The following is a 19,380-nucleotide window of genomic DNA, read 5'->3' on the forward strand; positions in this document are numbered from 1 at the left end:
TAGTTGTCCTCCTCAAGGATAAATTAAAATAAACTGGCACCCTGTATCTTTTTGGCAGCCTGATTGGCCACGACAATCAATACAAGCGAGATGACGGATTGAAAAATGCCCACAGCTGCGGCAAAGCTGAAATCAGCGTCGATAAGTCCACGCCGGTACACATAGGTTTGCAGTACATCTGCGGTTTCATAGGTCGGGCCGCTGTACAGCAAAATAATTTTTTCGAAGCCTACAGACAGCATATGTCCAATCGTTAACAGTAATAATATAGTCGCCACTGTAGCCAAACCAGGTAGTGTGATATGGCGAATTTTGTGCCATCTGTTGGCACCATCAATAGTTGCCGCTTCATACAATCCAGGGTCAATCGAGGCCAGGGCGGCCAAATAAATAATCGAATTCCAGCCCATACCCTGCCAGATTTCGGAGCTGATATAGATAGTACGGAACCATTCCGGCAAGGCCAGAAACGTTTGTGCTTCTCCACCGAAATGGACGATCAATTGATTGAACAATCCGGAAATCGAGACAAAATTGACGATCATCCCGGCAATAACGACGGTCGACAAGAAATGCGGAACATAGGTCACCGTTTGAATAAACCGTTTGAACAGGCTGCTTCGCAGCTCATTCAGCAAAATCGCAAAAATGATTGGAGCCGGGAAATAAAAAATCAGTGCATACAAATTGAGCATTAACGTATTACGAAGCACCTTCCAGAAGTAAGGCTCATACAAAAATTGCTTGAAATATTTTAACCCCGCCCACGGACTGTGAAAAACGCCTTTTATGATCGAATAATCTTGAAAAGCCATCATATTGCCGATCATCGGAGCATAGTGAAAAATAAGAAAATAAATAAACGGAAGCACGAACATGGCATACAAGTATTGGCTTTTCCGCAGCTTTCTTCTTACTTGCTGCCATTTGGTTTTCTTGTTAACCGAAGGGTTGGATGACAAGGACGTACTGCCAGTGATGGTCGACATAATAATCCGCTCCTTTGGGTGAAAATGAAGGGACCGTCCCCGTCCATGGACTAAGCTCAGGTCCCTTTCTTCCATCCTTTATTTAACTCGGGCTAGTGCCGTATTATAGATTTTTTCAATTTCCTCCGAGCCTTTATCCTTGCATTGCTGAATAAAGGCAGCCCATTCCTTGTCTATTGCACCGTCGGTCATAATGAATTTATCCATTGTTTGCGTCAGGTAAGCATCCAGCTGCGTCCGCAGCTGCTTCAATTTCTCACGCTCTTCTTTGGTAAATGCAGGATCATACGCCATTCTGAACGCCGATCCATCCTTGATGTAACCAAGGTTCTTATTGGTCCATTCCGTCATAAGCTTCGCTTGCCCTGGAATATCGACAGTGTCATCCGCATATAGAGCAAAGCCTAGATAGCTCGTTCCAAGCTCCGATTTGATTGCTGCACCCGGATCGGTTTTATCCTTAAACTTGTTAGCAAATTCTTCTTTTTTAACCGGTTTTCCGTCAACCATGGTGTAATGCTCATTTTCAATTCCCCAGGAAAATAATTTCGTACCTTCTTCGGAGTAAATCCAATCGATATATTCGATGATTTTATCGGGATTTTTCACACTTGCACTAATCGCGTAGGATTCGGACAAATGGTCAAGCTGATACAGCAGACCACGCTTTACGCCCTTGTCGCTGGCAAGAATCGGCAGCATATCAAATTGCGCATCGGGATCCTTCTTCTGCAGGGCCGTATTGAAATTAACGCCAAACCCAGTATTATCCATATAATACAACGATTTGCCCGAGCTCAGCTTCTCCTGCCAAATTTGCGAGGTTGAGGTCGTATAATCCGGATCGAGCAATTTCTCGCGATACAGCTTGTTTAAGTAGGTAATAGCATCTTTAAATTGCGGCATCGCGGGTCCAAATTTATATTGCTTCAGCGCCGGATCATAATAAATCTTGGCTCCACTTACATTCGTATAACCGCTGCCCATTCCAAACGCAATCGGGTTGATCAGATTTTCAGTACCGGTCAACCCATTTGCCGCGCGGCTCGTGAACGGGAACGTATCCGGATAAGCTTCTTTTAGCTTTTTAAAAGCCTGATACAATTCTTCATAGGTAGTAGGGGTTGGAATATTCAGCTTTTTCAATAGATCGACCCGAATAACAGGTACCTGACCTGATTGTGAAGCACCTACCTTTTGCGCAAGCGGAAAGCCGTACAGCTTGCCATCAATTTTATTTTTGTTAATTTCCGGATTGTCTGCGATTACTTTTTTGAAGTTCGGCATCTTATCCAAATAAGGAGTCAGATCCAGAAACACACCCGTATCTGCAAAGTTGGAAATATCATCCTGCTTGACTAGCAGCACATCAGGAAGTGTATTCGTAGCAATCAACGTTTTCTTTTTATCATCGTAATTGCTTTGCGGAGTGCTTTGAATTTCAAGCTTGATGTTCTTTCTTTTCAGACTTTCCTGCACGACCATCGAGTTGGCGATCAGCGGTTGGCTCGGGTGCTCATACCTCATCCATGTTACCGTGATCGGCTTTGCGTTCTTCGCATCGTCTGCTGCCTTCGTTCCTGCCTCTGGTTTTGTGCTGCAGCCTGCTACTATAGTTCCTAATAAAGCGACCGAGCAGCCTGCGGCCAGATACCCCTTTTTGTTCATCGTCGTTCTCCTCCTTGAAACATGTAATGGTTGCTTTCACCCCCATAGTGTAAGCGGTATTCTGCAACCTTGAATACATCCGATACGACGCACGATGATACGTTATTCCACTTCGGACAGCGATGATACGTTATTCCACCCTGTTACAAAAGGACGATTGTCACTCTTTTCTGGCTTTAATATGACGGTAGTCGATAGGTGAGATGCCTTCATGCTTCTTAAACATTCGGAGAAAGGTCGTCCTGCTGTTCATCCCGATCCGATCTGCAATTTCATTGACTTTCAAATCCGTCTCCGTCAGCAGCTCCTTGGCCTTGGCCATCCGAATCAAGCTGATATAATCCGTAATGCTCGTTCCCGTCGTTTCTTTAAACATTCGGGAGACATACTTGGCCGACAATCCGATTTCATTCGCAATGTTTTCGAGATAAATATCCTTGGCATAGTTGCTTTCAATATAGTCGGTAATAAAAGAGATCACCGTACCCGTCCGACGCTCTCCCTTGGTCCCTGTTTCAGCAACGATCCGCTCGTAGAAGTTAATCAGCCTCTCTACGCGATCCGTAAACTCATTGGGTGTAATATTTTTATTGGCAAGCACCGCATACTCCTCTTCGGTAAGGAGAAGGTGGATGTCCAGCTGCCGCTCATTCGCATAGCGAATTCCTGTATTCCACAATTCAACGAGCAGGGCTCCAAGATGCGTATAGGATACACCGCGGCTTTTATTCGCTTGGATCAGACCCTCCACCTCGGTTGCCAGTACCTCTACATTACCGGCCTTCATGCCATTGACGATTTTTTTCTCATCCAGAAATGAGTAGTAATAGCTTTGCTCGATAGTCAGTCCGACCGCATCCGCAATGGCTATATCTGAATGATCCTTCCACTGATCCATCGCTGTAATGGCATCGCTGTAGGATTTGGTCATATCGCTTACCTTGTCATACGTCTTGCCCAGTCCGATAACCAGCTCGCAGTAAATCATATCGTATTCAAAGGTTTTTTTGATGGAATCCAGCGCCAGCATCAGCCGCTCATTGTCCGCTCCCTGCTTCAGATTAACCATGCATACATAAAAATTGTGCTCATACTCCATCAAGTAGCAGTTCACCTGCTGCTGCATGATCCCCCATAAAACCTTTTTCATTTTTTCCTGAATCAACAGTCGGTCTGCTTCCTCGATGTCCCGGTAAAACCGTTCCTTGTAATGAAACATAAAGCAGCAGCACAAATAGCTGTCGCCGCGAAAACCGATATCATCCAAAACCTGATCCAGCGTCTCCTGCTGCGTCCAGGGCTGACCACGAAATAAACTGGCAAAAAAATGATCCAACAGCCCGTTGGAATATTGGCTCACCTTCTGCACCGCATCCCGATTTTGCTGAATTAATTGATCAATCCGACTGCCAATGACACTTAGCTCATCGCTGCTTCTCAGTTCATTCGTAAATTCGATTTCCTTTTCACTCTGAACGAGAATATTGCGGATGTTTTTGATGGGATTGTACAAATTCATACTGAATATAAAGGAAAAGCAAACGCCAATAATCATCAAGGTGATGCATATCCAAAATACGAGGCTCAGGATACTCGCTGGCTCCTTGCCAAAGGCTTGAATCGGCGTAATCGAATAATAGTCCCAGCCAAAAGCTTCTGAGGGCATATGGACGACCAAAGCTTGCTCGTTAGCAACCTCCATGAACTCCGTGGAATCCGTTTTATCCAAATGCTTGCTGATTTGTTCAATCATTTCAGCACTGTAGCCGCTTTCGTTCAAAACCACTTGACGCTTTTTATCCAATATGAGATATGTAGTCGATGCATACATCGCGTTATTTTTTAGGGAAGCTGAAATCGCCTGAAGAGACAGACTTGTTACCATCGTGACCAATCTGCCATTAACATATTGGGTTGAGACGCTTGGAATTACCTTTCGGGTAATATCACTATCGATGTAGTTATGTACATCCGTTGGCGGCAGCAGCTCAAATAAACTGCTAGCTTGCAGCTTTTGCTTCCAATATTCTTTATCGTAGCCTTCCATCCGGTAAAACTTGTCGAAAAACATATCAAAGTCGGCCATCTCCTGGCTCGTATAAACCTTTACCGTATCCGTGTACATAAAAATATGATCAATGAAAGAGCTTATCGTATTCCGATTTCCCGCAATCGCTCTTACAATTAATTGCAAACTTAATTTTTCTTCGTTGTTCATCTGCAGATAAGGCTTTACATTTTGTTCGATAATCGGGTTTGAAAATAAATTATTGTTGGTCAATTGCGCACTGCGCAAATAAATATCAACCGTTTGTGAAGAAAACTTCAAATTATCGGTCAGCTTCTGCGAAACATCCTTTTTTACAACTTGATCAACATTGAAATACACGATCAAACCTATGATCAGGATAGGAATCAATAAGGAAAGAAAGTACATCAAAATTTTGGCAAATAACTTGTTCGCCGGGAATAGCTGCTTCAATGGATGACCTTTCATCTCTGTATCCCCCTTGTTAAATACATGGGTCGGGCATGAGTATGATTGCTTATGCCCGAATCCCTTTTTTGTTACCTGTTTAGAAGTCTGGTGAATAACGAGCGCAGCGGCCAAATGATCCTTGAGAAGCGTAAGCGTTCGCCTTTAAAATCGTGAATAAACCGCTTAATCTCATCCAATTTCATGATTTCGACAGTTGAGAGTTTGCTAAAGCAAACTGGCTTCGTAAGCATTATCACGGAAGGATATTTGGCCGCGCAGCGAGACTGATTCACCGGACTTCTAAACTTCGCTGTGATCCCAGCGGTCCAATATTTCTTGTGGAGATGCCGTCCCGGTCTCACCACACTTTTTCACTGTAACCGCCGCCGCCAGATGTGCGAATGCTGCTGCTTCAGGCCCTGTGCACCCGGTTCCCCAAGCGGATAAAAAAGCGGCCGTGAAGGAGTCGCCTGCGCCCACAATATCGATAGGAGGCGGCACTGGCCGTGTCGGTACCAGTATCATCTCATTATTTTCGAACCATACCGCTCCCTTTTCCCCCAAGGTGATGCAGCAAGGAGCACCGGCCTGTTTACTCAGCTGCAGACCTGCTTTCAATATATCACTTTCTGTGGCTTGTTGATGCTTTGAGCTTCCATTATACCAACGCAATGCCTCCAGCTCGTTCGGCTTAAGCACGACATGCTTGAATGTTCCGATCCGATCTCGGCTGTCTACAACGATTCTTTTTCCCTGACTTGCCCAGTAGCTCAGCCGCTCACGGACGATAGAACCGACCACACCATACTCCAGCTGGTCGGTTACGCTGATGACATCGACTTTTTCCGCCATGCGGTCCAACTGCTGGACAACCCTGTGCCCGGCAGCGTCGGACAAACCTTCCTGATTGATAAAATCTATCCGCGGCGCCTCCTGTCGCACCTCCTGCAAGCCGTGCAGCATAACCTTGCAGTAGGCGGGCGTGACTCGCCCTGCTTCCACCTGCACATACGCATCATCGATACCGCGTGAGCGTAAAGCCTCCTTCAGCAGATGTCCGCGCCAATCGTCGCCTGCTATCGAGCAGAAGCTGACCTCTTCACAGCCAAGTGCTTTGAAATTAACTGCTGCATTGCCGGCTGCTCCGGGAGCGAAGCGCTCCCCAACAACCGGTACATTATAGTGCGGCGTCTCTCTGGACAATTCACTGGCCGTCATATCGGCATGCCAATACATATCGAGGCAGCCATCCCCGATCACACCCACCTTTAAGCGGGATATGCGCTGCAAAATATCGGTTACCTGCTCACGAGCCAATCCACCAAATTGCCGGATCGAAGCCAGGTTCATCGATTCGTCACTGAGCATGAGACTGTCTCCCTTCCTGGTCCTCCGACTGGGCAGCCAGGACGATGCGGAACGTTTTCAGTTCAAATGGATTGAAGAAAGCTCCGAACCCATGATCGCCATGCTCAACAGGAACAGCCTCTTGTTCAAGAAGATTGACCTCTTCGGCTTGGTCGACTTTGAAATGCGTAGTAAAGGTAACTTCGCCGCGTTTACCCGCGTATTCATAGCAGCGGACGATCCAGCTGTCCGAATCCTCGGCTTTCTTGACGGTATCAATCATAACATGATCGCCGCTCACTCCGATAAAGCTTAACTGCGCAGGCAGAGACTGCGATTGTGGTCGGCTTGCCTGCGCTGGTATTTCCGCAACCACGACAGGCACATTCAACCGATAGGCCTGCTCTACAGTACCCGCTTCGAACCAATCGCCATCATGTGGAAGCAAAGAGTATGTGAAGGTATGCTCACCCTTATCGCATTCAGGATCTGGCTTATTGGACGATTTAATTAACGTGAGCCTCATCACGTGATCCTTAATATCGTGGCCGTATTTGCAATCGTTTAATAGGCTGACGCCGAATCCTCGTTCGGAAAGATCCACCCATTTATGTGCGCACGTCTCAAACCGCGCATAATCCCAGCTCGTGTTCCAATGAGTCGGACGCTGTACGTGTCCAAATTGAATTTCATAAGTCGCCGCGGCTGCACGAACGCATACCGGGAAGGCCACCTTCAGCAGGGTCTCACGCTCGTGCCAATCGACCCAGGTGGAGAAGTCAATCCGCGGGTGATGTGCATGCACAATCAGCTCCTGACGGATGACCGTCTTGCCATAAGACCATTCAAATTGGGCAACGGCGCGCAGCGGACCTTTCTCCAGCCAGACCACCGATTGCAATTCTGTAACATGACGGACCTTTTCCACATAAAAAATATCGATTTCCCAATTGTCATGATACGCTGGCTTATCCTCGTGCACATCAAAACGGTTGCCTGTCTCTCCCGCAGCAAGCACTTCTCGCTTCGAGCGTTTATCGAACAAACGGCTAAGCTGGCCAAACTCATTCCATTCCATATCATAAAATGGAGTCGACACTCCATTTTCCGAGAAGGAAAACGGCGAAGGTTGCATAACCTCTGTTGCTTCTGAAGCCGTCGAAGCTGCTGCTTCCAGTCCTGCATTCGACTCCATATGAATCGTTGTGTAGCCCATCGCCGGAATGTCGTTGACCAGCAGCAGCATCCGATCTCCTGCTCCATCAGCATCAAATCCACGAATCCGTTCAGCAGCAAGGACACGGCCTTCAGCATCTACCCACAACTGTCCTTCATAGTCTTCCTTCCAGGATAATTCTACCAGTTCGCTGCGCGTCCATGGCAAGGAGTTGAATATCATCCAGCCCTCGCCTTCCAAGGATACGCATGAGGTTAACAGACTCAGCCCATCCGTAAGTGCTCCCTGTGCCAGCCGCTCCGACTCCGCGTACTCAATACGGCAATCCTCGTAAACCTCTGTAATTGAGGAGCCCGGCAAAATATCATGGAACTGATTGCGCAGCACAATTTTCCAGCTGTCATACAGCTGCTTTTGCGGATAGCTGGAATAACCGGTGAGCGGACTGTTAAAGATCGACACAATCTCGGCATCACGCAGCAAAAATTCCATATGGCGATTCATCTTTTTCACATAGGCCTGTGAGGTATAGGTACCGCGATGCAGCTCCAAATACAGCTCTCCGTCCCAATGGTGAACGTAGCGGTCTGTTTGCTCTACCGTTTGCTCCAGCTTGTTGAAAAATTCGTCGGCCCGACCTGTTGTCGCCCTCGGCAAGCCCGGCATATTTTCCATTCTTCTGCGCATTTCCAGCATCGTACGTGTCGGTCCACCACCACCGTCTCCCCAACCATAGGATAACAGCAGCTCGGAATCGTTGACCTCCTTATCACGGTAATTGTTCCAGATCCCGCTTAATGTAGCAGGCAGCACCTGACCGTTGTAGGTATAGAAGCGGGTGAATGTGCTCTCCGGAATATCAGGGTCCGGCGTCGTAATATAATGCGTCAGCACCTCTGTCCCATCAATTCCGCGCCAATAAAAGGTATCGTGCGGAAAGCGGTTATATACATTCCAGCTGATTTTGGACGTCATAAAATGGCGCAGTCCGCTCTTTTGTAAAATTTGCGGCAGTGCCCAGCTGTATCCGAACACATCGGGCAACCATAAATATTCGCATTTCACACCGAAGGTATGCTCGAAGTAGCGTATGCCATACAGAAGCTGGCGGACAAGCGACTCCCCGGATGGGATGTTGCAGTCCGACTCCAGCCACATAGCGCCTCCAGCCTCCCAGCGTCCTTCCTGAACACGCTCTTTAATTTTGGCAAAAACCTCAGGGTAATCCTGCTGGATATATTCATAAAGCTGCGGCTGCGTTTGTAAAAATACATATTCCGGGAACTGCTCCATCAAGCGCAGCACCGTCGAAAAGGAACGAACTGCTTTCTCCCGCGTATGCTTCAATCGCCACAGCCAGGCTACATCGATATGCGTATGACCGATGCAGCGAACGGTTAGAGGCTGGTAGGTGGGCAGCTTCGCCAGCTCATCCTTCAGCCTTTGATTAGCCTCCTTAACGCTTGCGTAGAATGCCTCATCTCCAGGAACCCTCCAATTCAGCAGAAGAAAAGCACGGTCAAGCGCTTTCACCAACGCCTGTCGTTCCCAGCGGTTCTCCTCCAATACCTGAATCGTATGATACACAGCGAACGCGGTATGATACAAGTCGTCCGTTTCCGTTTCGAGCACGGCAAATGCGGACGTCCGCAGCTGATGCTCCTGCACAGTTTTTGTACCATCGGCTCCGCTTAATCCGCTCCACACTTTAAACAACAACTCCACCTTTTGCCCCCTGTACGATTCAGGGAACCATACCTCCGTATGATTGCTGCCCACACCCTGATAAGGCTCTCCGTTCACATAGAGCAGTGATTCGAAGCCCCAGTTATGACCGGAGCCGGTTTTGCCAAAATCGAACAAGCCAACAATTTGTCTGTCCGTCCATTCCGCGGGGATGGTTGCTTCGGTTTTCAACCAAGCGGTCAAATCCCAGCCTTTCCATCTGTCGCCGATAGCAATGCGGTCCCAGGCTGCATCCTCTGGCGGCTTCGCGGCAATTTCTGCCTCCTTATCGATCCAGAACAAGTAGGAAGGCAGCTCACGATGATCGATATAACGGTGCTCCTTCAGCTCCTCAATACGCTTTCCTAATTTATCCAATGTTAAAAACATGTGTAAGCCCCCTCAAGGTTTTTGTAAGAAAACTTACTTCGTAAGCTTCTTCTAGAAGTCCGGTGAATAAGTCCCGCTGCGCGTCCAAATATCCTTCCGAGAAGATGCTTACGAAGTTAGTTTGCAAGCAAACTCTCAGCTGTTGTTTCCGTATTTTTTAATTTTATAAGAGATTTAGCGGTAAAAATACGGAAACAAAGGCGAGCGCTGGCGCTTCTACAGGATCATTTGGCCGCTCCGCTCTTTATTCATCGCACATCTGGTTTTCGCAAGAAAATTCACTTCGTCAGTCTGGCACTTATGTACCTTTTAGCTGTCCAACCCCAACCATTGCTTCCATTTTGTCATGTCCGTGAAATCCCCTGCTATCCAGTCCGCTCCTGCAGCCTGCAGTCTTTCCAGCTTGACGGGATTCAGTCCCTCACGCTTGTCTTCGTCACTAGCCAGCCCAAGTGCCAACGCACCATTTTCCTTAGCCAGCCTGATCTCTACCTTGCCATCTCCAATGACCGCAAGCCCTTCACTATCGAACTGCTCGTGCCCCAGCAGATCCCTGATGACCTTCTCCTTGGAGCAGTCCGCACGTCCAACCGGAGCGCCGGCAATTTCTTTGAAATACGTTCGAACGCCAAGCACCTCAGCCTCATGCACAACATCGGGATGGTCGGTTCCACTAGCGATGTACATCGGGATTCCATGCTGCTGCAGCAGCTCAAGGATACGTTCCGAACCCTTTATCAAAAAATCCGATGGCTGATACTGCCCCGTCTCCAAACCTCTGATCCGCTCATTCACCTGGAGCAGCAGACGCCTGTTGTATTCCGCTTTATACTCCCATTCTCCGAGTATTTCCGCATTCCAGCCCTTTTCCTTTACCTTTTCGGCCAGCCAGCGCATCTGGAAAATAGTTTGAATCCCTGTAGATTGATCAATATAATCGATAATTTCCTCATTCAGCTTCTCTGCTTCCTCAGCTGTAAGTTGGTGGACGCCTGTAATCATTTCCGTAAAAAGAGGAATCATGACCTCCTCCCAACCTGCCCTGAGTGTCGATAATGTACCGTCAAAATCGAACAGCACCGCTTTAATCCGAACTGCCTGCTTTTCACTTGTCATTCGAGCCTGTTCCCTTCTATCTGGATAATAATGGATAATATTATTTTCTATGAAACATAGAGTAGCGAATTTTCCAATGGATCAACTATTGGCTTCAGCTGCTTCAATCGCTTTCCAGATTGCCGGAATCGTCTCCTGATGCAAGCCTTCAAAATGAAATCCTTTCCCCCCAAGACTGGTGGGACGATGTACGATATTTTTGCGCGGACGGTAGTAATACTCCCAATCGGCATAACCGACTTTAAGCGAATAATCACCAAGCCGGATAATATCAAAGTTAGCGGTCGTAATCTGATTCACAGGATATTGCAAATTTCTGGCGATCGACAGTGCCTTCAGAAATACCTCAGGACCCGTAACCGATGAGCCAAAGTTCATGAACACCCCGCCCTCCAGATGCGCAACGGTGTGACAATACGATTGAAAATCATAGCCGCTGGCACCAGCCTGAATGCTCAAATTCGATTTCGGGTGCAGTTGGATATCATCGGTACCTATCGTAATATGACATGTATAAGGAATATCGTATTTGGCACATGCCCCCAGCAGGCTTTCTTCGAGGTAGGGCAGCTTGTGCGAATGCTTACGGCTGTAATCGATCAAGCTTTCACCATAACCACGTTGGGACACATGGCCATCCTCAAGTGCCTGATGGATCAAATCTCCTGCCTCCTGCCACATGCCCAGCTTTCCTTCGCGTAAATAACCATCCTCCCGCTCTTCTGCCTGCCCGCTTATTGCAAGCTCTACATCCTGAAAGCAGGCGGCTCCATTCACAGCCAGATGGCTAATGAATCCTCGTCGGATCAGATCGATCAGCAAACGGTTAACGCCGCTGCCTATCATATTGCCTCCAATGGAGACGAGAATTCGATTGCTGTGTGCTCTGGCCAGCAGCAGCCGCTGCATGAATTCGTCAAAATGCGGAGATTGCCACGATTGCAGCGAAACAGCATGCTTCGAGCTCATTTCGCCAGCTGTGCTTGCTGATGGATCGAGCAAATCCTTCACATGCAGCCTGCTGACTCTTGTACCGATTGGATAAAGGATCGTTTTATTTCCATTGGTTGATGCGGGTTTGGTACCTTGATTGACCTCACTCCTGACTTCCGTTGGCGGGAATTCAATCCCAAGCTCCTGCTTTCTCCTCAAAAGACTGTGAAACAACGCCGGGATCGTCTGCTGATGCAGCCCGTGAAATAAATAACCTTTCCCGCCAAGCTCACTGAACCTATCGATAAACACACGGCGTGGACGATAGTGGTAATCCGGGTCAGTGGGGTCCGGCTTATCATCTGCAGACACGGGTACAATATCGAAGTTGGCCGCAATCATATCTTGCATGGGCAGCCCATGATTACAGGCAAATGATAATCCTTTAAGAAAAATTTCCGGTCCAGATATAGCTGATCCAAAATTAAGAAAAACACCTCCGTCACTCATCTCCGCAACGGACCTGCACATGCGGTCAAAATCCACACCGGAAGCTTTTCCCAAAGCCGCAAAATCAACGATGGGATGCTGGTGAATAATATCGGTTCCAATGGAGATATGGCATGTATAGGGAACACCATACTTCTGGCACTGTACGAACACGCAGTCATCGTAATAGGGGAACTTATCAGGATTTGCTGACAAATACTTGTATAGACTGGCGCCGTAGCCCAAGCCTTGCTCTGCTCCCTGTTGGATCGCTTCATTCATATAGCGACCCGTTTCCTCCCACATCCCAAAAGAGCCGTCCTCAATGGAGCGGGCTACATCCTCGGAGGTTTCACCAAGAAAGGCCAGCTCAAAATCATGAATGCTGGTAGCTCCATTGCCAGAAACATGCGTCACGAAGCCGTGTCTGACCAGTTCGATGATATATCGGGACAAACCGTTTTTAATGACATGGGCGCCCATCGACCAGATCACTGGTTTGCCAGCCAGGCGTTTTTCAAGAATGTGCTCGATCAGCTGCTGAAACTCAGGAGCCTCTGAGGCCGTTAAAGCTTCAGCTTGATCTTCATAGGGACGGGCCATGTTGGTGATCGTGACGAGATTCGTCCGTGAATACACGGAATTTGTTTTAATGCCTTCAAAAGATAATCGTTGTGTGTGTGCCACTTGGTTCCTCCTTAGAGTTTTGCGTATGCAAAACTAACTTCGTAAGCATTGACCTTAGAGTTTTGCGTATGCAAAACATAAGCTGATAAGTACGGTGAATAAGTCCCGCTGCGTGACCGAAGTATTCCTCCGAGATGATGCTTACGAAGCCAGTTTGCTTAAGCAAACTCTCAGCTGTTGTTTCCAGATTTATTTTATAAAAATATAGCGGTAAAATTCCGGAAACAAAGGCACCGCTCCGCTATCTCCAGAACACCACGGTCACTCCGCTGTTTATTCACCGTACTTATTAACTTATAAGATTGCGTATGCAAAACCTACTTCGTTACAGAAATTGCCTCAATCTCCAGCCAGGAAGAAATGCTCCCTCCGGCAGGGATCTCCAGCGCGTATCCTTGCTCAACCGCTTCACTCAAGGTCAATTTCGGTGGTATGTTGAACATTTCCAGTCCAATATTATAATCCCGGCCAAAAAAGGGAGCATCGCGGTCAGCCATGAAATTTTGCCAATACCACAAATACGGCCATACCTCGCCATCCCAGCGAACCTCAAGCGCTACTTCTTTAAGCGGATGGGTCACACGATATTGATAAGCTGCCAATTTAATGAACAGCAGATCCCTTACGGTACCTGGAGCAGGCATAATCGATAAATCTACAGCAGCCCCATCTTTTATCATATACGGCCATTCCCAGCTTTCACCGCTGGTCGGGTCGCATATTTGTGCGCCTTCTCCGAGGGAAATTATCGCTTCCCTCCCAACAAACGGAGCGCCGTAGGCCAAATGATGTCCCCAATTCGCCTCTACCGATGTTGCCGGTGACAAATTGTACAGTGTCTCCTCGATTCTCACCGCCCCACTTCCCGTGGTGAGTGTTATGCGCTTTTCCACACGTAAAGGTAGAGAACGAATAGAGTTGGTCAGCACAACCTGAATTTCGTCAGGTTCATCCTTTATTATGCGGTAGTCCCATGGCGTCACGGCCGATTCTCCACGGTGCACGGTTGCTCCCCGATATTGCGACGTATAGCTCACCTCCGGCAGCATTTCCTGCCACCCGCCCATATAGCTGCTTTGATAATCCGAATATAATGCATTAGCGCGAACAAGACCCTGCCCCGATATCCAGATGAAATCGGTATCTGTAGGTTTATGCAGCCAACGAATAGGCTCCGCCCCTTTATCCAACAGCAAATGAATAAGCAGCTTTTCATTTTCCAGCAGCATCGAACGGTAGCCTTTGTATTGAATGTCATCAACAATCCGACAGCCTTCATTACGCAGCGATCGATACAGTAAATCGGCCATTTTGCACCTCTTTTTATATTTACTTAATTATTAAGTTAATTATTCAAAAAAATTTGGTCCGCCCCCTGTCCAGAACGGACAGGGATTAGCTATCTTGTAGCGACAACAAGCGAACAGGCTCAGATAACAGGAACCCCAGCATTAAGGCAGCACCACCAACCGCACTTTGAGACGTCCCAAAGGTAGCTGGCTCTATTCTCAAGCGGTCTTTGGCAAAAGCATACAGCCTCGACTGCAAACGCGGCTTTAATTGGTCCAAATGTTCTGCCAGCAGCGGAAACAATCTGCCTCCAAGTAAAATGAGCTCGGGATCGTACAGATTCTGAACATTGACCAAGGCTGCCTCCAAATAAGCAAGCGTCTCGTCGATACACCGAAGGGCTTCAGGCTCCCCCTGACGTATGGCTGTCTGCAGCTCTGCAAGCGTGCTGCCCTGTGACCAACGGTTCAAAATACCCGGGATGGAACCAACTGTTTCCCAACAGCCGCGGTTGCCGCAATCACACATTTTACCATCCAGCACAATCGTCATATGGCCGACCTGACCGCATAGTCCATTCGTTCCGCGAACGATTTTACCATTGGTAACTACCCCGCCGCCAATCCCGGTTCCCATTGTAATGGAAACGAGATTTTGCACACTTTTTCCAAGTCCATACCAGCGTTCAGCCATTGCCGAGGTTCTGGCATCATCCTCAATCAGTGTGACAAGGTCAAATTGCTGCTCCAGCATCTGCTTCAGCGGATAGCCTTTCCAGCCGGGAAAATTGGGAGGTGCAAGGAGCGCCCCGCTCTCATAGTGGATCGGTCCCGGAATGCCTACTCCCAATCCAAGGATTTTTTCACCAGCGGCTTCAATCTCCTGTTTGACTGCCGTTACAATCGGCGTGATGACCTGAAAATAGGCTTCCGGCCCTTGAACGCCATTCATCTCTCGTTCAATAGATTGTAGGATGGTTCCATTCAGATCCATCACTATGATTTCAAAGCTGGTGCGTCCGATATCCAACCCGATAATGCGGTAAAAGCGCGGGTCAAAACCGAGCATAACCCGTCTGCGCCCGACATTCCCCGAAATCGCTTCATTTTCCCGCAAAATGCCCAATTGTATCAGATCATGTGTAAGATTGGTGATTGTACCTGAAGTCAGCCCCGTTAGCTCGACCAATTCCACACGTGAAATTTGACGATATTCCCAAATCCGTTCAAGGATCTCTGACATATTTTTTTGTTTAACCTGCTGCAAATAAATCATTTTGTTAGAGATACTCGCTCATTCCTTTAATTTTCTTAATCATTTAGTTAATTCACATTATACATGTGATACCTGCATTTTGTAAATCCCCAATATAAGCATCATACCGCACACAGCAGTGAAAGTCACCTTAAGCTATCCATTTCGAAGAACGTTGACATCACCAAAAAACGATGCTATATTTAATTTTGAGTATTACACTGTGAATAATATGTTTATATTTGCTACCGGATCACCGGAGACTGGCCTTATGGCTGAAGTCTTCGGTTTTTTTGTTGTCCAGCAAGTCATACTTCTTCAAGTTGAAAAGGGGAAACCGCGATGAATACCACAATAAGCCAATTACAGCAGCACCGCTCCATCCGTAAGTATAAACCAGATTCATTGACCGATGAACAGCTCCAAGCCATTATCCAGTCCGCACAAAGTGCTCCAACCTCCAGCAACATGCAGGCGTATAGTGTCATTGCTGTAACGAACCCCGAAATCAAGAGCGAGCTTGCTAAATTGGCTGCCAATCAGCCGTATATTGAGGAATGTCCTGTATTCCTGGTCTGGTGCGCCGATTTGTACCGCCTTCAATATGCCACCTCATCAGTAGAGGATATTCAAATACCGACCACTACTGAAATTTTCATTATCGCTACGGTTGATGCCGCACTGGCAGCCCAAAATGCTACACTGGCAGCCGAATCACTTGGACTCGGAGCCGTCTATATCGGAGGCATTCGCGACAATATTCGCAAGGTATCCGAGCTTCTACGATTGCCTAAGCTGGTTTATCCGGTTTTTGGCATGTGTGTCGGTTACCCGGATCAAGAGCCAAGCTACCGCCCCCGCCTACCTGTAGAAACGATCCTGCATCGGGAGCATTATTCCACCGACCATTATGACGAAGGCATTGGACAGTATAATCAGTCATTGCAGGCTTTTATGGCAACCCGCGTAGGCGGCAATCGAGACACGAACTGGTCCAAGGAAATGGCTAAACGTCTGAAATCCCGAAAACGCGATGATGTCACGGAATTTCTCCACGATCAGGGATTTGAATTGAATTAAAACTCAGCTAATGCTTACGATGCCAGTTTTGCATTCGCAAAACTCAGTTAATGCTTACGATGCCAGTTTTGCATTCGCAAAACTCAGTTAATGCTTACGATGCCAGTTTTGCATTCGCAAAACTCAGCTAATGCTTACGATGCCAGTTTTGCATTCGCAAAACTTTAAGGAGGGCCTTCATGCTTGATTTAATTATTATTGGTGCGGGTCCTTATGGGATTTCCTTGGCAGCTCATGCTTCCGCTCATGGTTTGACTTACAAATTGTTGGGATATCCCATGCATTTTTGGAAAAACCAAATGCCGCAGGAGATGTTTATTCGTACAAATCCGATTTCCATAGGACTTTCCGATCCACAGAACATGTTTACGCTGGACCGTTTTTCAGAAGAAACTGGGGTCGAGATTACGACTCCGCTGCCCCGCCCTGTTTTTGTTCATTATGCCATGTGGTTTGCTGACAAAACGAATGTCGTATTTACGCCTGAGTATGTATCTCTTCTGCAGCGGATTGAAGCCAGTAAAGACGGATATTCGGTCATCACCGAATCCGGTCAAATGTACTCCGCTCATAACGTTATCGTGGCAACAGGTCTGCAGCACTACGCTTACATTCCGGAGGTATTCGCAGATATTTCCTCTGACCTCGTATCCCATACATTTGGCTACAGCAGCTTCAGCTCATTTGCTGGGAAAAAGGTTGCTGTAATCGGAAGCGGACAAAGCGCGTGGGAGGCAGCAGCCCTGCTGCATCTCGCAGACAGCGAATGCGAATTGCTTTATCGGCGTGAAACTCCGAACTATAGCGTCAAGGCTGCTACAGGCGTTGAATTAATTGAGCTGGCCAATACGTTTTACGACTTGCCGCTGGAGCAAAAGCAAGCACGTTGGGTAAAACCAGCCGGCAGCATTGCCAGTTTCCTGCGTCCATATGTCGAGGGCAAAATACGTGAGACGGCTCATGTATCGGTTGAGCAGGCAGCTACGACCGCTGATGGCAAGCTGTTTCTTAAGCTAACCAATGGTGAGCATCGTATCGTCGACCATGTGCTGGCCGCTACCGGATTCCAAATTCAATTGGACCGTGTCCCCTTCATCGATCAGCATTTGCTGCAGCAAATTCAGCGTGAAGAAGCTGGATATGATCAATACCCTCTGCTAGATGTCCATTTCCAAAGCAGCCTCCCCGGGCTTTATTTTGCAGGCCCACTCTCCTCCCACACACATGGCCCCGCATTCCGATTTATCGCCGGGTTAAACAAGGCCTGCAAATCGATTATTCCAGAGATTAGTCGCGTACAGACTGTCGTGTAAACAAAGACCCCACCAATTCCACGAAATCGTGGTTTTGGTGGGGTCTTGTTATTTGTACGATATACGATATGCTTCCCAGCTGTAGTAGAATGCCTAGTTCGTAACTGCATGACGCAGATTAACAGGACGAGCCAGTCCCAGGTTCTCACGAAGGGTTGTGCCTTCATAAGCTGTACGGAACAATCCACGATTTTGCAGCTCCGGGATCACCTTATCGACGAATATTTCGAGTCCGCTCGGGAATATCGGCGGCATCAGGTTAAAGCCATCTGCGCCCCGCTCTTTAAACCAATGCTCAATCACATCCGCAAGCTGAAGTGGCGTGCCAGTAAAGGTAAGATGTCCCCGGGCACCAGCCAGATGCGTAATAAGCTCACGAAAAGTTGGCTGTTCTGTATGGATCTGGTCGATCAGCAGCTGGTGCCGACTTTTCATTCCTTGAATCGTTTCAACACTGCGTGCGCCTTCTATAGAAGGAATCCGGCTGTCAGGCGAATATCCGCTGAAGTCAATCCCAAGCCTTTCGGAAAGCCGCTGAATCGCTCCCTTCCAATCGGTCAGCTCAAACAGCTCATTTTCAATATCTCTCGCTTCTGCAACCGTATCGGCAATAATCGGGCTAAGACCCGGCAAAATTTGCAGCTGCTCGGGAGTACGTCCATATTTGGCTAATCTTGCTTTGACATCACGATAGAAATCCTGTGCACCTGTTAACGATTGCTGTGCCGTGAAGATCACTTCCGCCGTTTTGGCTGCAAGCTCTTTGCCGCTGTCTGAGGATCCAGCCTGCACCAGCACAGGCTGCCCTTGTGGTCCACGGGGTATATTGAGCGGCCCCTTGACCGAATAGCTGCTTCCTTTAAAGTCGATTTCATGGACTTTACTGCTATCGATCTGGATGCCCGCCTGCTTGTCATATACGAGAGCATCATCCTCCCAGCTATCCCATAGCTGCTTGACAACCTCCACGAACTCCTCGGCATTTTCATAGCGCTTGGCATGCTCCGGATGTTCGTCCAGTCCAAAGTTGTGAGCATCCGAGCCACCGCCGGTTACAATATTCCAGGCAGCTCTGCCACCGCTCAGATGATCCAGGGATACGAATTTACGTGCTACATGAAAGGGCTCATTGTAGGTCGTGTTGACCGTTGCGATCAGGCCGATATGCTCGGTTACCGTAGCCAAGCCCGAGAGCAAAGTGAACGGCTCAAAGCGTCTCCAGGTTCCCGAATAATTATCGGAAATAAATAGGGAATCCAGCAGACCGCGCTCGGCCGTTTGGGCCAAATGCTTGTAAAAGTTCACATCCAGTGTGCGCTCCGGCTGGGCAAGCGGATGTCTCCAGGCTGCCTCATGGTGTCCTGCCATAAAAAGAAATAAGTTAATATGCAGCTTCCGGTCTGTCTCACTCATGAATAAACACCTCGTTTTTTAAGATAAATT

General features: G+C 47.9%; 12 protein-coding genes. 2 read left to right on the forward strand and 10 right to left on the reverse strand.

Features of this window, described 5'->3' with window-relative positions; genetic code table 11:
- Positions 1–23: 23 nt before the first annotated feature.
- The 9 genes from NST47_RS28810 to NST47_RS28850 all read right to left on the reverse strand — a co-directional run bounded on the left by NST47_RS28810 (position 24) and on the right by NST47_RS28850 (position 15,532).
- On the reverse strand, positions 24–989 hold the full coding sequence (locus NST47_RS28810; protein ID WP_341158202.1) for an ABC transporter permease: 966 nt from the start codon (positions 987–989) through the stop codon (positions 24–26).
- A gap of 78 nt (positions 990–1,067) precedes the next feature.
- Complete coding sequence (locus tag NST47_RS28815) at positions 1,068–2,657, reverse strand: extracellular solute-binding protein (protein WP_341158203.1); 1,590 nt, start codon at positions 2,655–2,657, stop codon at positions 1,068–1,070.
- A 160-nt stretch (positions 2,658–2,817) separates the two neighbouring features.
- Positions 2,818–5,154: an AraC family transcriptional regulator gene (locus NST47_RS28820; protein ID WP_341158204.1), complete on the reverse strand. Its 2,337-nt coding sequence runs from the start codon at positions 5,152–5,154 to the stop codon at positions 2,818–2,820.
- Positions 5,155–5,436: 282 nt separating this feature from the next.
- Entirely contained in the window at positions 5,437–6,504 is a 1,068-nt protein-coding gene (locus tag NST47_RS28825) for a bifunctional heptose 7-phosphate kinase/heptose 1-phosphate adenyltransferase (RefSeq protein ID WP_341158205.1), read from the reverse strand.
- Positions 6,494–9,775: an alpha-mannosidase gene (locus tag NST47_RS28830; RefSeq protein ID WP_341158206.1), complete on the reverse strand. Its 3,282-nt coding sequence runs from the start codon at positions 9,773–9,775 to the stop codon at positions 6,494–6,496. The genes NST47_RS28825 and NST47_RS28830 overlap by 11 nt, the downstream gene beginning before the upstream one ends.
- A 309-nt stretch (positions 9,776–10,084) precedes the next feature.
- Positions 10,085–10,891 carry an HAD family hydrolase gene (locus tag NST47_RS28835; protein ID WP_341158207.1) on the reverse strand — a complete coding sequence of 269 codons (807 nt, stop codon included), beginning with the start codon at positions 10,889–10,891 and terminating at the stop codon, positions 10,085–10,087.
- 81 nt (positions 10,892–10,972) lie between these two features.
- Positions 10,973–13,000 carry a hypothetical protein gene (locus tag NST47_RS28840; RefSeq protein WP_341158208.1) on the reverse strand — a complete coding sequence of 676 codons (2,028 nt, stop codon included), beginning with the start codon at positions 12,998–13,000 and terminating at the stop codon, positions 10,973–10,975.
- A gap of 317 nt (positions 13,001–13,317) precedes the next feature.
- Complete coding sequence (locus NST47_RS28845) at positions 13,318–14,310, reverse strand: DUF4432 family protein (protein WP_341158209.1); 993 nt, start codon at positions 14,308–14,310, stop codon at positions 13,318–13,320.
- An 85-nt stretch (positions 14,311–14,395) separates the two neighbouring features.
- On the reverse strand, positions 14,396–15,532 hold the full coding sequence (locus NST47_RS28850; protein WP_341158210.1) for an ROK family protein: 1,137 nt from the start codon (positions 15,530–15,532) through the stop codon (positions 14,396–14,398).
- Between the two features lie 354 nt (positions 15,533–15,886).
- Between NST47_RS28850 and nfsA the strand changes: the two genes are divergently transcribed.
- Both nfsA and NST47_RS28860 read left to right on the forward strand, forming a co-directional pair.
- Positions 15,887–16,624: an oxygen-insensitive NADPH nitroreductase gene (nfsA, locus tag NST47_RS28855; protein WP_341158211.1), complete on the forward strand. Its 738-nt coding sequence runs from the start codon at positions 15,887–15,889 to the stop codon at positions 16,622–16,624.
- A gap of 179 nt (positions 16,625–16,803) precedes the next feature.
- Positions 16,804–17,937, forward strand: coding sequence for an NAD(P)-binding domain-containing protein (locus NST47_RS28860; RefSeq protein ID WP_341158212.1), 1,134 nt, complete (start codon positions 16,804–16,806; stop codon positions 17,935–17,937).
- Between the two features lie 93 nt (positions 17,938–18,030).
- Here NST47_RS28860 and NST47_RS28865 read toward each other — a convergent pair whose 3' ends face one another.
- Positions 18,031–19,350 carry an LLM class flavin-dependent oxidoreductase gene (locus tag NST47_RS28865; protein ID WP_341158213.1) on the reverse strand — a complete coding sequence of 440 codons (1,320 nt, stop codon included), beginning with the start codon at positions 19,348–19,350 and terminating at the stop codon, positions 18,031–18,033.
- Positions 19,351–19,380 lie beyond the last annotated feature (30 nt).

It is taken from the genome of Paenibacillus sp. FSL H8-0034 (genome assembly GCF_038000305.1).
In the GTDB taxonomy this organism is placed as follows: domain Bacteria; phylum Bacillota; class Bacilli; order Paenibacillales; family NBRC-103111; genus Paenibacillus_S.